Source organism: Roseomonas aerilata DSM 19363 (assembly GCF_000711725.1).
Taxonomy (GTDB): domain Bacteria; phylum Pseudomonadota; class Alphaproteobacteria; order Acetobacterales; family Acetobacteraceae; genus Roseomonas; species Roseomonas aerilata.
Genome location: NZ_JONP01000007.1, coordinates 82,573 through 99,332, shown reverse-complemented (window position 1 = coordinate 99,332; position 16,760 = coordinate 82,573). Strand labels below are relative to the sequence as shown.

Here is a 16,760-nt window from a genome sequence, read left to right as displayed (position 1 = left end):
GCTTCTCCCCGCGCGCGGTGGGAGGCGGCGCTAGAGGGCGCCGCCACGCCGGCCGGCCATGGCGCCGAGGCGGAGGCGCAGGGCGTTGAGCTTGATGAAGCCTTGCGCGTCGAACTGGTCGTAGGCGCCCTGGTCGTCCTCGAAGGTGACGTGCTTCATGCTGTAGAGGCTGTTGGGGCTGCGGCGGCCGGTGACGATGGCGTTGCCCTTGTAGAGCTTGAGGCGGACCTCGCCGGTGACGGATGCCTGGGAGGCGTCGGCCATGGCCTGGAGCATGCGGCGCTCCGGGGAGAACCAGAAGCCGTTGTAGATGAGCTCCGCGTAGCGGGGCATGAGGCTGTCCTTGAGGTGGGCGGCCTCGCGGTCCAGCGTGATGCTCTCGATGGCGCGGTGGGCGGTGTGGAGGATGGTGCCGCCCGGGGTTTCGTAGGCGCCGCGGGACTTCATGCCGACGAAGCGGTTCTCCACGAGGTCGAGGCGGCCGATGCCGTTCTCCTTGCCGAGGGCGTTGAGCCTCGTGAGGAGGGTGGCGGGGGAGAGGCGCTCGTTGTTGATGGCCACCGCGTCGCCGCGCTCGAACTCGATGGTGATCTCGGTGACGCGGTCGGGGGCGTCCATGGGGCTGGTGGTGCGCTGCCAGACGAGCTCGGGGGGCTCGTCCCAGGGCTCCTCGAGGATTTTGCCCTCGCTGCTGCTGTGGAGGAGGTTGGCGTCGACGCTGAAGGGGGCTTCACCGCGCTTGTCCTTGGCGATGGGGATCTGGTGGGCCTCGGCGAATTCGAGGAGGCGGGTGCGGGAGGTGAGGTCCCACTCGCGCCAGGGGGCGATGACCTTCACGTCGGGCTTGAGGGCGTAGTAGGCGATCTCGAAGCGGACCTGGTCGTTGCCCTTGCCTGTCGCGCCGTGGCTGACGGCGTCGGCGCCGACTTTCTCGGCGATCTCGATCTGGCGCTTGCTGATGAGGGGGCGGGCGATGGAGGTGCCGAGGAGATAGCAGCCCTCGTACTGGGCGTTCATGCGGAACATGGGGAAGACGAAGTCGCGGGTGAATTCCTCCCGCAGGTCTTCCATGTGGATGTTCTCCTCCTTGATGCCGAGGAGGCGGGCTTTCTCGCGGGCGGGGCCGAGTTCCTCGCCCTGGCCGAGGTCGGCGGTGAAGGTGACGACCTCGGCGCCGTAGGTGGTTTGCAGCCACTTGAGGATGACGGAGGTGTCGAGGCCGCCGGAGTAGGCGAGGACGACCTTCTTCACGTCTTTCACGGACATCAGGGGGAACCTTCCGGGGTTCGGGCGGGCGGTGGCCCTGCCTTGTGCTTCGACGCGGGCGCGGCGGGGTGGCGCGTGGTGCGCGCCCGGCGCGGGCGTTCGTTGGTGGCCCGGATGTGCCGCAGCGCGGCGGCGGCGGCAAGGTGGGGTTTGGGGAGGCGCGGTTCGCGCGGTGTGGTGTGGCGCGGGGTTTTTGGGGATTGGGCGGGGGCTGGGGGGCATCAGGGCCAGGCCCAGCGGACGGTGCGGGGCATGTGGCGGCGGCCGAGGGCGGCTTTGGAGAGGGCTTCGCGGGATTTCAGGTGGGTGCGGAGGGCTTCGATGCTGGCGGGGGTGGGTTCGAGGCGGGGGAGCGGGAGGCGGGCGAGGGTTTCGGACAAAAGGGGATCGGGGAGGAGCCAGGGGGGGCCGTTGAGGGCGGAGCGGAGGCCGAGTTGGCGAATGAGGAGGAGAAGGGGCATGCCGCCGATGCGGGCCGCGCGGCGGGTGGCGCGGCAGATGGCGTGCTCGATGGATCGGAGGGGGTGGTTGGCGGGGGCTTTGGCGAGGGCTTCGAGCAGGCGGTGCCAGAGGCCGGCGTGGGTGAGGCGGCGGAAGAAGCGGGCGACGGTATCGGGGTTGCCGTGGTGGGCGGGTAGGGCGCGCCAGGGATCGCCGGGGGTGGAGGCGAGGTGGAAGATGGCGTCCATGCGGGCGCGGAGATCGGCGATGCGGCGGCCCTGGGGCGCGCGGGGGAGGACGTAGGAGGCCAGGGCGAGCCAGGCGTCGTCGGAGAGGGGTGTCCAGGGGCGGGGTGGGGCGAGGCGGGACATGGGGGGCGCCTCCGCACGGGGTGGGGAGGCACCGCTAAAGGAATTTAGTCCTTGCGTCAAGTGCGAGCTTGACTTACGAGCATCGCGTCGAAACGCGCCTAAGTACGTATGGGAAAGCTAAAGAAATCTTATCTATTTGATTTAATGATCAAGCCAATAATCTCATCTATTTTCTTCGACAGATCGAGGGGGCTATAGTCCGCCGGGTATGAACAAACTTCACGTGCTATTCTTACTTTATCGACGCTTGTTTCGACGAAGGCGCCTCCACCGCGCTTAGTAGACGCCGACTCGAAGTACAAAGCGTGGTCATACAGTCCTGTTTTTCCAGCCTTGATATACCTTGCCGAGTAAACTGCTCTGACACACGCCTGTAGTAGTGTCGGATCCACATAGTTCTCTATTTCTCGACCCTTCGTAACCCAAGCGACAGCATCTCCTGTGGCCAATTCCGCGGCAACGCGCTTCTTTGTAGCATTCACGGGTGTGGACTTGGAAGTTTTGTCGCTATCTATCACTATGGCAATGTTTCTATTTAAAGACTTGAGCGAGATGAAATCCCTAACTTCGTCCGCAGCTGATAAATGACTCAGAAGACGCCCCCCATAAAACATTATCGAGTAATGAATACCTTCAACAAAGTCATTGCGCTTGCCTTGGATCCAGTGGTTAAGATAGATCCGATCAGAAGGTCCTTCCACCCAGATGACAACATTGGCCTGGATAATGTCAGAGGCTTTATACCCAAGGTCAACACATATGTCGTAGCGCTGCTTCCTGAGAATGGACTCCCTCAGAGTAGTCTGACGCCCATTGTGTGACACGTGAAATATCGCCGCGTCCGGCGTATCAATAAAGCTAGCAGAATGGGTGGCAATCAAATACTGATTGTTCGTGTTTTCCCTAATATATTTTATAAGTTTTCTTTGAAGTAGCGGGTGCAGATGTATCTCTGGCTCTTCTATACAAATAATGCTTTGCTCGGTTAGCGTACAAAAAGCTGCTAACATGATCACTTCATGGATACCAGTTCCGAGAACTCGAAGCGGCAGAATCCTACCGTCCATGTGTACTAGAATGTGTTCTCTATTGTTTGGCACTTCAATGCGGGCTGAGGCTTTGCCCGTTACATAACGCAAAAACTCATTTATTTTAAAAAATAATTCTCGCTCATGCTCTTTGTCATAATCCGGGCTTTGTACCTCGGCAAGCCGATCAATTAGTCCAGAGCCGCTGAAGTCTCCAAACTGCTCTCCTGCTCTACCAATTTGCCTTATGGCTGGAATAATGAAAGTTTTTGGCAATACTAGTTTTTGTCGATTAAGCAAGACCTCCAAACTGCCTTTCATCCAAGTTACAGGTGATCCGCCACCCACACCTGTCAGAGCGCTCCAAACAGCTTGCCACGTCCATTCCTGCATAATCCCCCGCAAAGGTATTAAATCATCGTCCTCGGCGAAATCTCTCAGTTTTATTTTGCTATCGCCGAAAAAACCAAGATCTAGCCAAACCACATTTTGTTCAGTGATTTTGTCGATCAGTAACTCTACCGGCTTTCTTATTTCCGGACCAACAGACATCTCCTCAAAGATATTTTCCTTGAATGTTTTTGCTGAGAGAGCGAGTTGAACTTCAACTTGGCTTGCAGACGCTCGATCATATCTTTCCAGCGTTGATATTTGTCTTTTGGCCAACCCGCTGAAACGTAGATCAAACTCACTTAGATGCTTTTGTACAAAGTTAAGGACCGTCGACTTTCCGGAATTGTTAGCCCCAATAAAAAAATTCATGTCCTTTAATGGATGCAATTCTTGCCTGTCAGGACCGATACCTCCATAGTTTTTCAAAGCGAGTCCGTGCAAAAAAGTCTTCATCAACGAGCCTCGTGGCGAATCGATCCTGCACAGCAATTATGCGTCCGCATTTTCCCTTTGCATACCAAGCTCATGCACTGCGCTACGTTCATCGTTTCTCATGTACACGGATAAAAAAGGGGTCCGGGGACCAAAAGTCCCCGGCGGAGGGTGTGGGAGGCGGCGCCTCCCACGAGTCGCCCGCGCCGGCCCCGGATCAGCCGGCTTTTCCCGGCCGCACCCACCGCACCAGCCCCGACACGCCCGCCCATTGGAGGCCGGCCGAGGCCACGACCATAAGGGCGACGATCGCCGTGGTCGCGGGACTGTGTCACCTGACAGAACTGATCGGCCGCTAAGCATTATCGTCCGGAATGGGCCGGTTCAGGACGGCGTTCCGGAGAAGATCCACACAAGAGCAAGCAACGTTGCCAGGGAAGGAAAACCGACCATGCGCCTTCGTGCCTTTCTCGCCGCCTTGCCGCTGGCCCTGCTGGGGGCCGGGAGTGGTCATGCCGCCGTTATCCTCACGGCCAATCTGACGAATTCGCAGGAGAATCCGCCGGCGGTGCCGACGCTCAGCACGGGGGCGGCGCGGCCGGCCTCGTTCGGGACGGCCAGTTTCGTGCTGAACGACGCGCAGACGGCGATGACGATGACCGCGACGGTCAACAACATCGATTTCACCGGCAGCCAGACGGTTGATGCGAACGACAACCTGACGGTGGCGCATCTCCATGCGCCGGGGCCTCCGGGCGTGAATGGGCCGGTGGTCTGGGGATTTTTCGGGGCGCCGTTCAACGACACCAACCCGAATGACGTGGTGGTCACACCGTTCGCCAGTGGGGTTGGGGGAACGATCAGCGGGAAGTGGGATGCGCCGGAGGGGAACAACACGACGCTGACGGTGCAGCTTTCGAATATCCTGGGCGGGCTTTCCTACATCAACTTCCACACGGTTCAGTTCCCCGGGGGCGAGGTCCGGGGGCAGATCGTGCCCGCGACGGTGGCGGTGCCGGAGCCGGCCTCGCTCGGGCTGCTGCTGGTGGGGATGGCGGGGCTTGCCGGGGTTGGGATGCGGCGAGGGCGCCGGTTGGGGTGAGGGGTTGGTTCCCTCCTGGCCGGTGCCGTGGTGGTGCCGGCCGGGTGGGGTGATGGGGCGCCGGGTTCCCTGTGGGGGCGCGGCGGGATTTGTCGTGGTTGGGGTCAGGCGCTTTCGGCGGTGGGATCGTGCTTGCCGGGGCGGACCCAGCGGACGAGGCCGGGGACGCCCGCCCATTGGAGGCCGGCCGAGGCCACGACCATGAGGGCGACGACCGCCACCACCGCGTCCCGCGGGAGGTAGGGGTCTCCGTTCGGGAGGGTGGCGGGGATGGCGAGGGCCACCGCGAGGGCGACGACGTTGCGGCCGGCGCCGCCGGCCATGAGGGCGGCGCCCTGCCAGGGGGGGACGCGGCCGCCGTCCGCGCGGGGGATGGGGGGCGAGTTGGGGTGGGCCAGGGCGGCCCAGGAGAGGGCGAACTGGACGGCCCAGCAGAGGGCCATGAGGGCGATCGCGGCGGTGGCGAGGGTGGTCCAGGGGAGGCTGCGGGCGCCGGCGAGGGCTTCGGGCAGGGCGCGGCCCATGAGGAAGAAGAGGGTGCCGGTGAGGATGGCGTCGAGGGCGCGCCAGAGGTCGTTCGTGAGCTGGTGGGATTCGGGGGAGGCGATGCTCTCCCCCGTGCGCTCGTTCGTGTGGATGTAGGCCATGGTGACGCCGGCGCCGATGAGGGGGGCGATGGGCGAGGTGCCGATGAGTTCGCCGATCATGCAGGCGGCGAAGGGGGTGGCCAGCGAGAGGGCGGTTTCGGTGCGGGGGTTGTCCAGGCGGCGGCGGAGGGCGGCCATGGCGAAGCCGAGGGCGATGCCGGCGGGGAGGCCGGGGAAGGGGCCGCCGACCTGCTTTGCCGTGAAGATGGAGAGGGAGACGCCGAGGAGGGGGGCGGAGACGAGTTGGGCGGAGAGGGATTCGCTGATGGCGGGGGGCATCTTCTTGTCGAGGCCGGTTTCGACGAGGACGCGGGGTTCGGCGATGGCGGCGGCGACGCCGATGGCCATGCAGGCGACGGGGTCGAGGCCGGGGAGGAGGAGGTGTGCCGCGTAGCCGGTGGTGGCGGTGAGGGCGAGGGTCCAGAGCGCCCCGCCGAGGACGCCGCGGATGGCGGCGCGGTGGAGGAGGCTGGCGGGGAGGTTAGTGATGGCCGCGTAGAGGAGTGGGGGGAGGATGAGGCCGAGGACGACGAGGGGGTCCACGCGGAGGTGGGGAAGTGGGCCGGGGAGGAGGACGGAGGCGAGACCGCCGGTGAAGAGGATGATGGAGGGCGGGGTTTTCGTGAGGCGGGCGAGGGCGAGGAGGAGGCCGACGGCGACGATCGCCATGGCGACGAAGCGGGTTTCGGCCATTCGGGCTCCGGCTTGGGGGGGCGGAGCGTGAACGGGGGAGGCGGGGGGTTGTTTCGCGGGGTGGTCAGGCCGGGAGGTGGCGGGGGCGGTCCGGTTCGGCGGCCGGGGTGGTGCGCTTGCGGTGGGCGCTCAGGCGGGCGGCGCGCTTCTTCCACCAGATGATGACGCCGGTGGCGGAGAGGATGGCGGTGATGACGCCCATGATGGAGATGGCGATGCGGCCGGGGAGGCCGAGGATGCGGCCGGAGTGGAGGGGGAACTGGGCCTGGACGAAGATGTCGGCGGCCGTTCCCTTCCAGGGCTGGCGCTGGCCGAGGACGCGGCCGTCCGTGCTGTCGAGGTAGAGTTCGGCGGGGCCGACGCCGGCGGCGCCGTGGTCGTCGCCGGGGGCGAAGAAGCGCACGTTATAAAGGCCGTAGCGGGCGGCGTAGAAAACCGCGCCGGGGGGGGTGGTCCAGCCGCGGCGGGTGGCTTCGGCCCTGCCGAGGGCGAGGGCCTCGGTCATGGGGATGGCGGGGGTGATGGGGGCGTCGGGGGGCGAGAGGGGGCGGGTGTCGAAGGGGGGGGGGGTGACGGTCGAGACGGTGGACATCAGGGGGTAGAAGAGCTCGCGGTAGAGGTTGAGCGAGACGCCGGTGAAGGCGAGGACCAGGAGGAGGGCCCAGGTCCACAGGCTGAAGGCGCGGTGGATGTCGAGGTTGAGGCGGTAGGGGCTGGCGCCGCGCTTGATGCGCCAGGCGGGGGCCCAGCGGGCGAGGAAGCCGCGCGGGGGTGTGGCGGGGCCGGAGTGGTTCGGGCCGGGGCGGTTCGGGGTTTGCCGGCGCGGGAGGGTGAGGGCGAGGCCGATGAAGCAGTCCACCGTCCAGAGGAGGGCGATGGCGCCCATGAGCCAGTAGCCGATGCGGTCCGTGCCCCAGAGGGTGGGGATGTGGAGGGTGTAGTGGAGTTTATAGAGGAAGGAGACGAGGGTTTCGGTGGTGATGGGCCAGGCGCGGCCCCATTCGCGGCGGCCGAGTTCGGTGCTGGTGGCGGGGTCGAGGAAGATCTGGTTGTAGCCGAGGTCGTAGAGGCGGCCGGTTTCGGGGTTCACGCGGGGTTCGACGAAGAGGGCGAGGGATTCGCCGGGTTCGGGGGCCAGCGGGACGTAGGTGACCCAGGCGCGGGGATCGCGGGCCTCGGCCTCGGCGGCGAGTTCGAGGGAAGGGCGGGCGGGGCCGGTGGTTCGGGCGGTGGTGAGGTGGGGGTTGAGCCAGTCGTCGAGCTCGTGGTCCCAGGAGATGACCGCGCCGGTCGCGCCCGCGAGGAAGAGGAAGGCGGCGGTGGCGAGCCCGATCCAGCGGTGGAGGAGGGTGAGGATCGGGCGCATGGGGGGTCCTTTCGGGCTTACCAGCGGTAGGCGACGCTGCCGAGGACGTTGAGGCGGTTGCCGTAGAAGCAGGCGGTGTCGCTCGTGCAGCGGCTGACGTAGCGGGTGTCGGCGAGGTTGCTGGCGTTCACGGCGAGGGTGAGGCCCTGCATGCGCTCGGAGAGGGCGGCGAGGTCGTAGCGGACGGTGGCGTCGAAGAGGACGGTGGAGGGGACGACGTTGTAGTTCGCGTTCGCCGTGGTGGTGTTGCCGAGGTAGCGGGTGCCGAGGCCGAGGGTGAGGCCGGAGAGGGGCTTGGGGGCGGTCACGAAGGTGTACTCGGCGTAGAGGCCGGCGGTGTTGCGGGGGACGCCGACGGGGCGGTTGCCGAGTTCGTCGGCGACGGTGCTGCGGGTGATCTCGGGGTCGAGGTAGGTGTAGGAGCCGGTGAGGGTGATGCCGGCGCCGAGTTCGGCGACCGCCTCGAGTTCGAGGCCGCGGACGCGGATCTGGCCGGTGGCGATGTTGTTGAAGGTGCTGGCGGGGTCGGGTGTCAGGCTGTTGCGCTGGGTGAGGTGGAAGGCGCTGGCCTGGACGAAGCTGCGTAGCCCCACGGGCTGGAACTTGATGCCGGCCTCGTACTGCTCGCCGCGGAGGGGGTCGTAGGTGTTGCCGCGGAGGTCGGTGCCGATCTGCGGCTGGAAGGAGCGGGCGTAGGAGAGGTAGGGGGCGAGGCCGTTGTCGAAGAGGTAGAGGGCGCCGGCGCGCCAGGTGAAGGCGTCGTCGTTCTGGTAGGAGTTGCTGCCGTCCAGCCGGTTGAGCGTGTCCGCCCGCGCGTAGTCCTGGCGGAGGCCGGCGATGAGGATCAGGCGGTCGATGCGGATCTGGTCCTGCAGGTAGAGGCCGTACTGGGTGGTGTTCTGGCGGGTGAAGTTGAAGGGCGAGAGGGTGGGGAGGGCGGCGCCGTAGGAGGGCGACAAGACGTCGAGGCCGGCGGCGTTGGCGAAGGACTGGTTGTTGCGGTAGGCGACCTGGCTGTAGTCGAAGCCGGCCAGGACGGTGTGGGAGACGGGGCCGGTGTTGAAGTCGGCGCGGAGCTGGTTGTCCACGTGGAAGGTGTTGACGTCGATGTCGGCGGCGTAGCCGATGCGCTTCAACGTGCGGCGGTCGGTATCCAGGCCGTTGCCGTAGACCTGCTGCCAGTCGATGCCGGTGTGGGCGTAGCGCAGGTTCTGCTGGAACGAGAAGACGTTGTTGAAGCGGTGGGAGAACTCGTAGCCGAGGCCGTATTGCGTGCGGTCGTAGCGGTCGAAGTCGGGCTCGCCGGTGAAGCGGTTGCGGCCGATGCGGCCGTAGGGGGTGGGGCGGACGGTGCCGTCATAGGGGAGGAACTGGTTCCCCGAGGTTTCGTCGTGCTGGTAGTAGCCGAGGACGGTGAGCGAGGTGTTCGGGTCTGGCCGCCAGGTGAGGGCGGGGGCGACGAAGACGCGGTCGTCGCGCATCCCGTCGACCGGCGTCTGGCTGGCGCGGCCGAGGGCGGTGAGGCTGTAGGACCAGGTGCCGTCGGCCGTGAGCGGGCCGCTGGTGGTGCCCTGGGCCTGGGTGCGGCCGTAGCTGCCGGCGGTGAGGCGGACCTCGCCCTGGGGCGTGTCGGTGGGGCGGCGGCTGACCTGGTTCACGAGGCCGCCGGGCGCGATCTGGCCGTAGAGGACGGAGGTGGGGCCGCGGAGGATCTCGTAGCGCTCGAGGCCGTAGGTCTCGTAGACGTTGCCGGCGTAGCCCGCGTTGTAGCGGAGGCCGTTGAGGAAGATGCCGACGTCCTGGGCGTTGAAGCCGCGGAGCTGGAACCAGTCGGTGCGGCTGTCGGTGCCGTAGTTCTCGACGCGGACGCCGGCGGAGTAGCGGAGGGCCTCGCCGAGGGTCTGGGCCTGGCGGGCGTCGATCTGATCCCGCGGGACGACGGAGATGGATTGCGGGTTCTCGATCAGCGGCGTGTCGGTCTTGGTGCCGGTGATCTGCTGGCGGGCGACGAAGCCGCGGAGGGGATCGAGGGCGCGCTCGGCGTTGCCGGTGACGTCCACCTCGGGGACGGCGACGGGGGAGGCTTCCTGGGCCCGGGGCGCGCCGGCGGGCAGGGCCGCGGTGCCCGCGAGGCAGGCCAGCAGGCCGATGGCGCGCGGGGGTGGCAGGCGGCGCATGTCTCGTCTCCGGGAGGGGCGTCCGGCAGGGCCGGCGCTTCGCTGGAGCGCCTTATAGTGCGACTTATTCTCATTTGCCAGGGGAGGCCTTGGCGGCAAGCGGTGGGGACGGCGGCTTCGGCGGAGGGCATGGTCCTTCCGGCGCCCCGGGTCGACGCGCGGCCTTCGCCCCGCGCCCGGAAGGGGCCCGATGCGGGTCGTCCTGGAAGGTGGCCGCCTTCGGCCTGGAGCGGCCTCCCCGAGCGGCGGGCGTCGTCCCGTCGATCGGTCCGCCCACCCGCTTTCGCCGAGGGTCCGGATCTGCGAGCCTGACCGTTCGCGCGGTATACGGTCCCATGCTCCACGTCGTGCACCTCCTGAGCGGCCTGGAGATCGGCGGCAAGGAGCGTGCCGCCCTGAGGCTGGCGAGGCATGGAAACCGCGTCGGCCAGCGGCACGGGCTTGTCCTGTTCGACACCCCCTTCCGGTCGTCCGAGGTCGACTTCGACCCTGGCGATGTACCGGTCCGCTTCCTCAAGCGGGGGAGCGGACTGGACTTCCGGTTTGCAGGCCGGCTCGCTCGCCTTCTGCGGGACATGTCGGCCGATGTCGTGCACGCACACAACGACACGGCCCTTTTCTACGCGGTTCTCGCCTCCAGGCTCCGGATCCCGAGGGGACCGCGCGTGGTCGCGACCTTCCATACCTGGCCGACCCATGCGTCACGCGCCGCGCGCGCCCTGACGCGGCTGGCGGCAGGCGGCGCGACGACGGTGGCCGTGTCGGAGGAACTGTCGCGGCGCCTCATCGACACGGGCTGGCTCAGCACCTGCCGGACGGTCTGGAACGGCGTCGAACTCGACCGCTATTCCCCGCACGGGCCGGCCGGGAACTGGCGCCACCGGTTGGGACTGGGTGACGCGAGCGTCCTCGTGGGCCACGTGGCGCGCTTCGACCCCATCAAGAGGCATGCCGACCTTATCCGCGCCGCAGCGCTGCTCCGCGAGGAGGCTCCGGAGGTCGCTTTCGTGCTCGTGGGACAGGGCGGGCTCGAGGAGGAAATCCGGCGCCAGGCCGGGGATCTATCCAGTGTCCGGTTCGTTCGGGAGACCGCCGACATTCCAGCCCTGCTGCGCAGCCTGGACCTTTTCGTCCTTTGCTCCTCGCACGAGGCGGCCCCCTTGGCGCTTCTCGAGGCGATGGCCTGCGGCGTCCCGCCGATCGTCACGGAGGTCGGCGGGATGCCCCACATCGTCGGTGGCGGAGCGGCTGGCCTGATCGTGCCCCCGCTGCGGCCGGACGCCCTGGCGCGGGCGATCGGGAGCCTGGCCCGCGATCCCCGGCGGCGGGCCGGCCTCGGGGCCGCGGCATGCGCCCGGGCGGCGCGCTTCTCCTTCGAGGCGGAGTGGTCGGCCTATGCCGCGCTCTATGCCGGCGCCCGACCCGCTAGGCCGGCGGACGCGGTGTGAGGCCGCCGTAGCGGATCCGGCTCGGAAGGTGCTTCTGGATCCGCCCGTCGCGCTCGCAGTGGCAGTTCGGGCAGTTGAGCTGGAAGGCGTCGCGCGCGGCCTGGCGGTGTTCCTCTCCGAAGAGCATGGCCCGCAGCCCTCCCTGCCGGATGTTGCCGAGCTTGAACGTGACGTAGCAGAGCTGAACCGATCCGTCCGCTCCGACCCAGAGGAGGTTCTTCACGTCGCAGGGCACGCGCATGTCCGGGCCCTTCAGCAGCCAGTCCGGGATGGAGCGGATGCTCGCGAGGCTCTCCCGCATGCGGTGCGGATGGTTCTGCTTGAGCCGGCTGAGTGCGTCGGTGACTTCCCGGATCCTCGGCTCGTCGTCCGGCCTGAAGTGCAGCTCCCCTTCTTCCGGGTCGGTGAAGTACGGGAGCGAGTAGTGGATCAGGTCCGTGTGGAAGCTCATGTCGAAGCGCTCGGCGAAGGTCCAGGCGTCGGCGACCGCCTCGAGCGAGCAGCTCGGGCGCATGATGAGGTAGTTCAGCTGCAGCGACAGCGCGGACCCGTACCTCGCCCGCGCGTAGGCGAGGCCTTCCTCCAGCCGGGCGAACCGCTCACGGCGATTCACGTAGGTGTCGTAGGCCTCGCCGGTTCCGTAGAAGCCGATCGTGATGTTCCGGAGCCCTGCCTCGAACAGGGCGTCCACCTTCTGGCGCAGAAGCGTTCCGTTGGTGGTCACGTAGGTGGCCAGCCCGAGCCCGACGGAGTGCCGCACCATCTCCGGCAGATCCCGATGCAGGAGCGGCTCCCCGCCGTAGAGGCGGACCAGCTCCACCCCCGCCCACTTGGCGTCGTCGAGCACGCCGCGAACCTCGGCCAGGCTGAGCTGCTCGCCGGTCATGAAGTCCCGCCCGTAGCGGCAACCCGTGCAGCGGAGGTTGCAGTGGGCCGTGACGGCCACCGTGATCCGGCGGGGGCGAGGCTGGATGATCGAGGGGATCACCCCTGCGACGGTGTGCTCGACCAGTTCCATGTTCTGCTCGGCCTGGCGGAGCACCCGCTTCAGGCCTGGCTTGGACGCGGCGGCCGATCGCAGCACCTCCCGCACGCCGTCGGCCGCGCGCCGCAGGTTGTGGCGGGGCAAGGGAGTCGCACCCACATCGCTGGGCATCTACGCGCTCTCCCCCTCAAGCGGCTTCGCGTAGCGGCGCACGGAGGCCGCGTGCTTCTGGATTCGGGTCTCGACCTTGCAGGTGCAGTTCGGGCAGTTCAGCTGGAACCCGTCCCGGGCGGCCTGCCGGTGCTCCCTCGAGAAGAGGATGTCGCGCAGGCGCTGCCGGTTCACGTTCCCAAGCGGGAGCGCCACGTCGCAGAGCTGCAGTGTTCCGTCCGCCCCGATCCAGAGAAGTTCGTAGGCGTCGCAGGGAACCCTCATGCCAGGCCCCTTCAGGAGCCAGTCCGGCACCGAGCGGAGGAACTCGACGGAGTGGAGGAAGCGCGCCGGCTCGGCCCGCTTGAGGGCCAGCATCGCGCGCGTGACCTCCTGCACGCGGGGGAGGTCGTCGGGCCTGAGTTGCAGATCCGCCTCGGCGGTCTGGACGAAGAACGGGGCCGAGTAGTTGGCCAGGTCGACATGAAAATACATGTCGTGCTTCGTCGCGAAGGCCCAGGCGAGTTCCAGGTCGGCGACGTTGCACGTTTCCCGGATGAGGACGTAGTTGAGCTGAAGTTCGAAATCCTTTCCGTAGGCGTCACGAACCGCCGCCAGGCTTTCATCGAGCCGTTGGAAGTGCCCCTTGCGCCCCGTGTAGTCGTCGTAGCGCTCCTCGATGCCGTAGAAGCCGACCGTGGCGAGCCGCAGGCCGGCGTCGTAGAGCGGCTTGATCTTCCGGCCGAGATGCGTGCCGTTCGTCGTGACGTAGGGGCGCAGTCCCTGCCCGCGGGCGTGCCGGACCATGGCTGGCAGGTCGCGATGCAGGAGTGGCTCGCCACCGTAGAAGCGGACACGCTCGACGCCGCCCTCCGCCGCGTCGTCGAGGACCTGCTGCACCGTCTCGAGGGAGAGCTGCTCGCCCTGCATGAAGTCCCGGCCGTAGCGGCATCCCCTGCAGCGCAGGTTGCAATGTGCCGTGATGGCCATTGTAAGCTGACGCGGCCTTGGGCGGATCGTGGAAGGGGCACGCTCCGCGATCGAGTGCCGGATCCGAGCCCCTTCGGCGCCGACGCGCTTGGCGACCGACAAGAGCCCGGGATGAGGTTCCAGAAGTGATCGAAGCGAGCCGGCCAGCCTGATCCGTCTCAAAATCTTGATTCCGTCCGGTGGCGCACGATTTGGCAGCCGGCTTGCCCCGACGTCTCGTGTTGCACAGGTGTTTCTACAATATGAGACAGTATTGATAGTGCAGGCTTCCGTGTTGCCTGTAACAACTCTGTCAGACCGCCGCTGAGATCCCATGGCGAGGTGCCTCAAGGCGCCCGCGATCTCCGGACTTGGCCTGCGGCGCGGGCGAGCTTGGCCTGCGGCGCGGGCAGGTTCGGCCGCTGGCCGCGCCTCCTTGTTCAGGGTCGGCCTGTCGCACGCCCCGCGCCTCTGCCCATGCCGTTGCCCCCGGTCGGTGGTTCGGGACGCGCTGGGCGCGGAGCATTCCACCGGATGGCAGACGATGTTGGGGGAGGAAGAATTCCTTCTTCCTCCCCCCGAGGTTGCCGGCGGCTCAGGCCTTCTTGCGGCGGCGGACCGCGCCGAGGCCGAGGAGGCCCGCGCCGAAGAGGGCGAGGGAGGCGGGCTCGGGCACCGGCGTGGTCGGCGTCGTCGGGGTCGAGCCGGTGTCGTAGAAGGTGATGTGCGAGTAGCCCGGGTTGTTCGGGAAGTAGGTCGAGAGGGCGAAGGTGCCGCTCGTGATCGGGCTGCTCAGGTCATAGAACAGCGCGTAGCCGTTCGCCTGCTTGATGGTGACGTAGTGGATCTCCGGGTCGTTCGTGCCGGGGGTGTAGGTGAAGGACAGCGTGTTGGTGCCGCCCGCGTAGTTCACCACGAACTCGCCGCCCGTGATGCTGGAGAAGCGGCCGAAGTCCTGGCCGCCGCCGTTCTCGCTCTTGTAGATCGTCGGCGAGCCGCCGCTGCTGGCGTCGTTGGTGACGCCCGTGGTGGTGGCGTAGCAGTTCGCGAAGCCGCCGCCGGTGCAGTCGTTGCCGGTGAAGTTGCCGGCGTAGGTGATGGCGGCCTGGGCCTGGGTGCCGAGAGCCATGGCGCCGAGGGTGGCGGCGATAGCGAGGAAACGGGTACGCGTCGTCAAGGGGACCTCCTGCCGGGGTTTGACCGGCTGTTTTTGCCGGCGTCGCCTGCGGAGGAGCCCGCGGCGCGACGCGGGGGAGGAACTGCAATCATCGCGCCGGAGGAGAAATCGTTGTTTTTTTAGCCCTTTTCCCTGCTTTGTCTCAAAATCGTCAAAAAAGCCGACAATGAAACGGGCCTGTCATGATGCGTCGGGATCAGACCGGGCCGGGTACCCTCCGGGCGCGCTCGCTCTCGGTCTTGAGCTGGCCGCAGGCGGCGGCGATGTCGCGGCCGCGGGGGCGGCGGACAGGGGAGGAGAGGCCGGCCTCGTTGAGGATGGCGGCGAAGCGCTCGATGCGGGCGCGCTTGCTGGTGGCGTAGGGGGAGCCGGGCCAGGGGTTGAAGGGGATGAGGTTGATCTTGGCGGGGAGGCCGTCGAGGAGGCGGATGAGCTCGCGGGCCTCGGCGTCGCTGTCGTTGATGCCGTCGAGCATGACGTACTCGAAGGTGATGCGGCGGGCGTTGCTGGCGCCGGGGTAGCGGTGGCAGGCGGCCAGCAGTTCCTCGATGGGGTACTTGCGGTTCAGGGGCACGATCTCGTCGCGCAGCTCGTTGGTGACGGCGTGCAGCGAGACCGCGAGGTTGACGCCGAGCTCGGCGCCCGCGCGGTCCATCATCGGGACGACGCCGGAGGTGCTGAGGGTGATGCGGCGGCGGGAGAGGGCGATGCCCTCGTTGTCCATGGCGATGCGGAGCGCCTTGGCGGTGGCCTCGTAGTTGTAGAGGGGTTCGCCCATGCCCATGACGACGATGTTGGAGAGCAGGCGCGGGGCTTCGGACTGGGGGGTGGGCCATTCGCCGTAGCTGTCGCGCGCGGCCATGAACTGGCCGACGATCTCGGCGGCGGAGAGGTTGCGGACGAGCTTCTGGGTGCCGGTGTGGCAGAAGCGGCAGGAGAGGGTGCAGCCGACCTGGGTGGAGATGCAGACGGCGCCGCGGTCGTCGTCGGGGATGTAGACGGTCTCGACCTGCTGGCCGTCGCGCATGCGGAAGAGCCACTTGCGGGTGGCGTCGGTGCTCGTTTGCTCCGTCGTGATCTCGGGGCGGCCGATGGTGAAGCGCTCGGCGAGCTTTGCCTGGAGCGGCTTGGCAATGCTCGACATGGCCGCGAAGTCGCGGGTGCCCTGGTGGTAGATCCAGTGCCAGAGCTGCTTCGCGCGGAAGGGCTTCTCACCGATCAGGAGCATCTCGGCCGCGAGTTCCTCGCGCGTGAGGCCGACGAGGTCGCGGCGGCCTTGGGCGTCCGTCTGCGCGGGGGGCGCGAAGATGGCGGCCTTGGCGAGGATGCGCGCGCGCTCGGCCTCGGTGAGGTCTGCGACGGGCAGGTCGGCGGTGGGGGCGATGTGGTTCAACGGCGGCGCCTGGCGGGGGCTTCCGCGGCTGGGCACTCGCGCGAGATCGCGTCGTAGGCGGCGCTGAAGCCCTGGAGGGAGAAGGTGTCGGTGGAGCTGCGGTTGTTGGCCGCCGGGCTCTTGGCCACGGCGTCGCGGCCGTTGCGGAAGGCGCCGACGGTGGCGCGGCCGTCGCGGGCGAAGGCGTTGTCGCCGGAGGTGTAGAAGTTGAGGTCCTTGTCGCCGACATCGACCGTGACCTCGGCGTTGCGCGGGAAGGCGCGGCCGAGGCGGAGCGCGACCTGGTCGCGGCCCTGGGGGCGGTGGGTGACGGTGAGAAGGGCGTTCGCGTTGCCGTCCGGGCGGGTGAAGGCGTAGCAGATCTTGCTGCTGCCCTCCTGGTGGGTGGCGGCCGTCCACTCCCCGAAGGTGCCGAGGCGCTGCGGGCCGGCGTTCGTCTGCGCGGCTCCCTGGGCATTCCCCTGGGCGGGCTTCTCGGCCGGCGCGGCGTTGCGCGTCTGGGCAACGGCCGGCAGGGCGAGGAACAGGGCGGCGAGGGCGAGGAAGGGACGGATCATGGGGGCGGAGATAGTCCCCCTGGTGGGCGCTGTTCAACCGCTGGAAGTGCATGCGTGGTCGTCTTCGCGGAGGATTCGGCGGCGGGCCCCGGGGAGGGCTCCGCCCTCTCCGGACGTCCGAGGCGAATGCGCAGCCTTCGTCCGGGGGCCCCAGGGGCTTGGTAC

General features: G+C 67.4%; 13 protein-coding genes. 2 read left to right on the top strand and 11 right to left on the bottom strand.

The window, feature by feature from the left end; genetic code table 11:
- Positions 1-30: 30 nt before the first annotated feature.
- The 3 genes from BO39_RS10070 to BO39_RS30965 all read right to left on the bottom strand — a co-directional run bounded on the left by BO39_RS10070 (position 31) and on the right by BO39_RS30965 (position 3,952).
- Positions 31-1,266: an argininosuccinate synthase gene (locus BO39_RS10070; protein WP_043832625.1), complete on the bottom strand. Its 1,236-nt coding sequence runs from the start codon at positions 1,264-1,266 to the stop codon at positions 31-33.
- Positions 1,267-1,487: 221 nt separating this feature from the next.
- A complete protein-coding gene (locus BO39_RS10065; RefSeq protein ID WP_084698005.1) occupies positions 1,488-2,078 on the bottom strand; it encodes a transposase in 591 nt (196 codons plus the stop codon).
- 128 nt (positions 2,079-2,206) lie between these two features.
- Complete coding sequence (locus BO39_RS30965; protein WP_084698026.1) at positions 2,207-3,952, bottom strand: ATP-dependent nuclease; 1,746 nt, start codon at positions 3,950-3,952, stop codon at positions 2,207-2,209.
- 430 nt (positions 3,953-4,382) lie between these two features.
- Between BO39_RS30965 and BO39_RS29805 the strand changes: the two genes are divergently transcribed.
- A complete protein-coding gene (locus tag BO39_RS29805; protein WP_052401887.1) occupies positions 4,383-5,033 on the top strand; it encodes a CHRD domain-containing protein in 651 nt (216 codons plus the stop codon).
- Between the two features lie 104 nt (positions 5,034-5,137).
- On the opposite strand, the gene BO39_RS10055 is transcribed toward BO39_RS29805, so the two are convergent.
- The 3 genes from BO39_RS10055 to BO39_RS10045 form a co-directional block, all read right to left on the bottom strand.
- Positions 5,138-6,373, bottom strand: coding sequence for a cation:proton antiporter domain-containing protein (locus BO39_RS10055; RefSeq protein WP_043832621.1), 1,236 nt, complete (start codon positions 6,371-6,373; stop codon positions 5,138-5,140).
- A 64-nt stretch (positions 6,374-6,437) separates the two neighbouring features.
- On the bottom strand, positions 6,438-7,739 hold the full coding sequence (locus BO39_RS10050) for a PepSY-associated TM helix domain-containing protein (protein ID WP_052401886.1): 1,302 nt from the start codon (positions 7,737-7,739) through the stop codon (positions 6,438-6,440).
- A 17-nt stretch (positions 7,740-7,756) separates the two neighbouring features.
- Positions 7,757-9,916 carry a TonB-dependent siderophore receptor gene (locus BO39_RS10045; protein ID WP_043832619.1) on the bottom strand — a complete coding sequence of 720 codons (2,160 nt, stop codon included), beginning with the start codon at positions 9,914-9,916 and terminating at the stop codon, positions 7,757-7,759.
- A 335-nt stretch (positions 9,917-10,251) separates the two neighbouring features.
- Here BO39_RS10045 and BO39_RS10040 point away from each other — a divergent pair, with 335 nt between their 5' ends.
- A complete protein-coding gene (locus BO39_RS10040; protein ID WP_043832617.1) occupies positions 10,252-11,364 on the top strand; it encodes a glycosyltransferase in 1,113 nt (370 codons plus the stop codon).
- On the opposite strand, the gene BO39_RS10035 is transcribed toward BO39_RS10040, so the two are convergent.
- The 5 genes from BO39_RS10035 to BO39_RS10015 form a co-directional block, all read right to left on the bottom strand.
- Complete coding sequence (locus tag BO39_RS10035; protein WP_043832616.1) at positions 11,342-12,520, bottom strand: radical SAM protein; 1,179 nt, start codon at positions 12,518-12,520, stop codon at positions 11,342-11,344. The genes BO39_RS10040 and BO39_RS10035 overlap by 23 nt on opposite strands.
- A complete protein-coding gene (locus BO39_RS10030; protein WP_043832614.1) occupies positions 12,521-13,489 on the bottom strand; it encodes a radical SAM protein in 969 nt (322 codons plus the stop codon). It abuts the gene before it with no gap.
- Positions 13,490-14,063: 574 nt separating this feature from the next.
- A complete protein-coding gene (locus BO39_RS10025) occupies positions 14,064-14,645 on the bottom strand; it encodes a PEP-CTERM sorting domain-containing protein (protein ID WP_043832612.1) in 582 nt (193 codons plus the stop codon).
- A 196-nt stretch (positions 14,646-14,841) separates the two neighbouring features.
- Entirely contained in the window at positions 14,842-16,038 is a 1,197-nt protein-coding gene (rlmN, locus tag BO39_RS10020) for a dual-specificity RNA methyltransferase RlmN (RefSeq protein ID WP_052401885.1), read from the bottom strand.
- Positions 16,035-16,595, bottom strand: coding sequence for an invasion associated locus B family protein (locus tag BO39_RS10015; RefSeq protein WP_043832610.1), 561 nt, complete (start codon positions 16,593-16,595; stop codon positions 16,035-16,037). Before BO39_RS10015 ends, rlmN begins: the two co-directional genes overlap by 4 nt.
- Positions 16,596-16,760 lie beyond the last annotated feature (165 nt).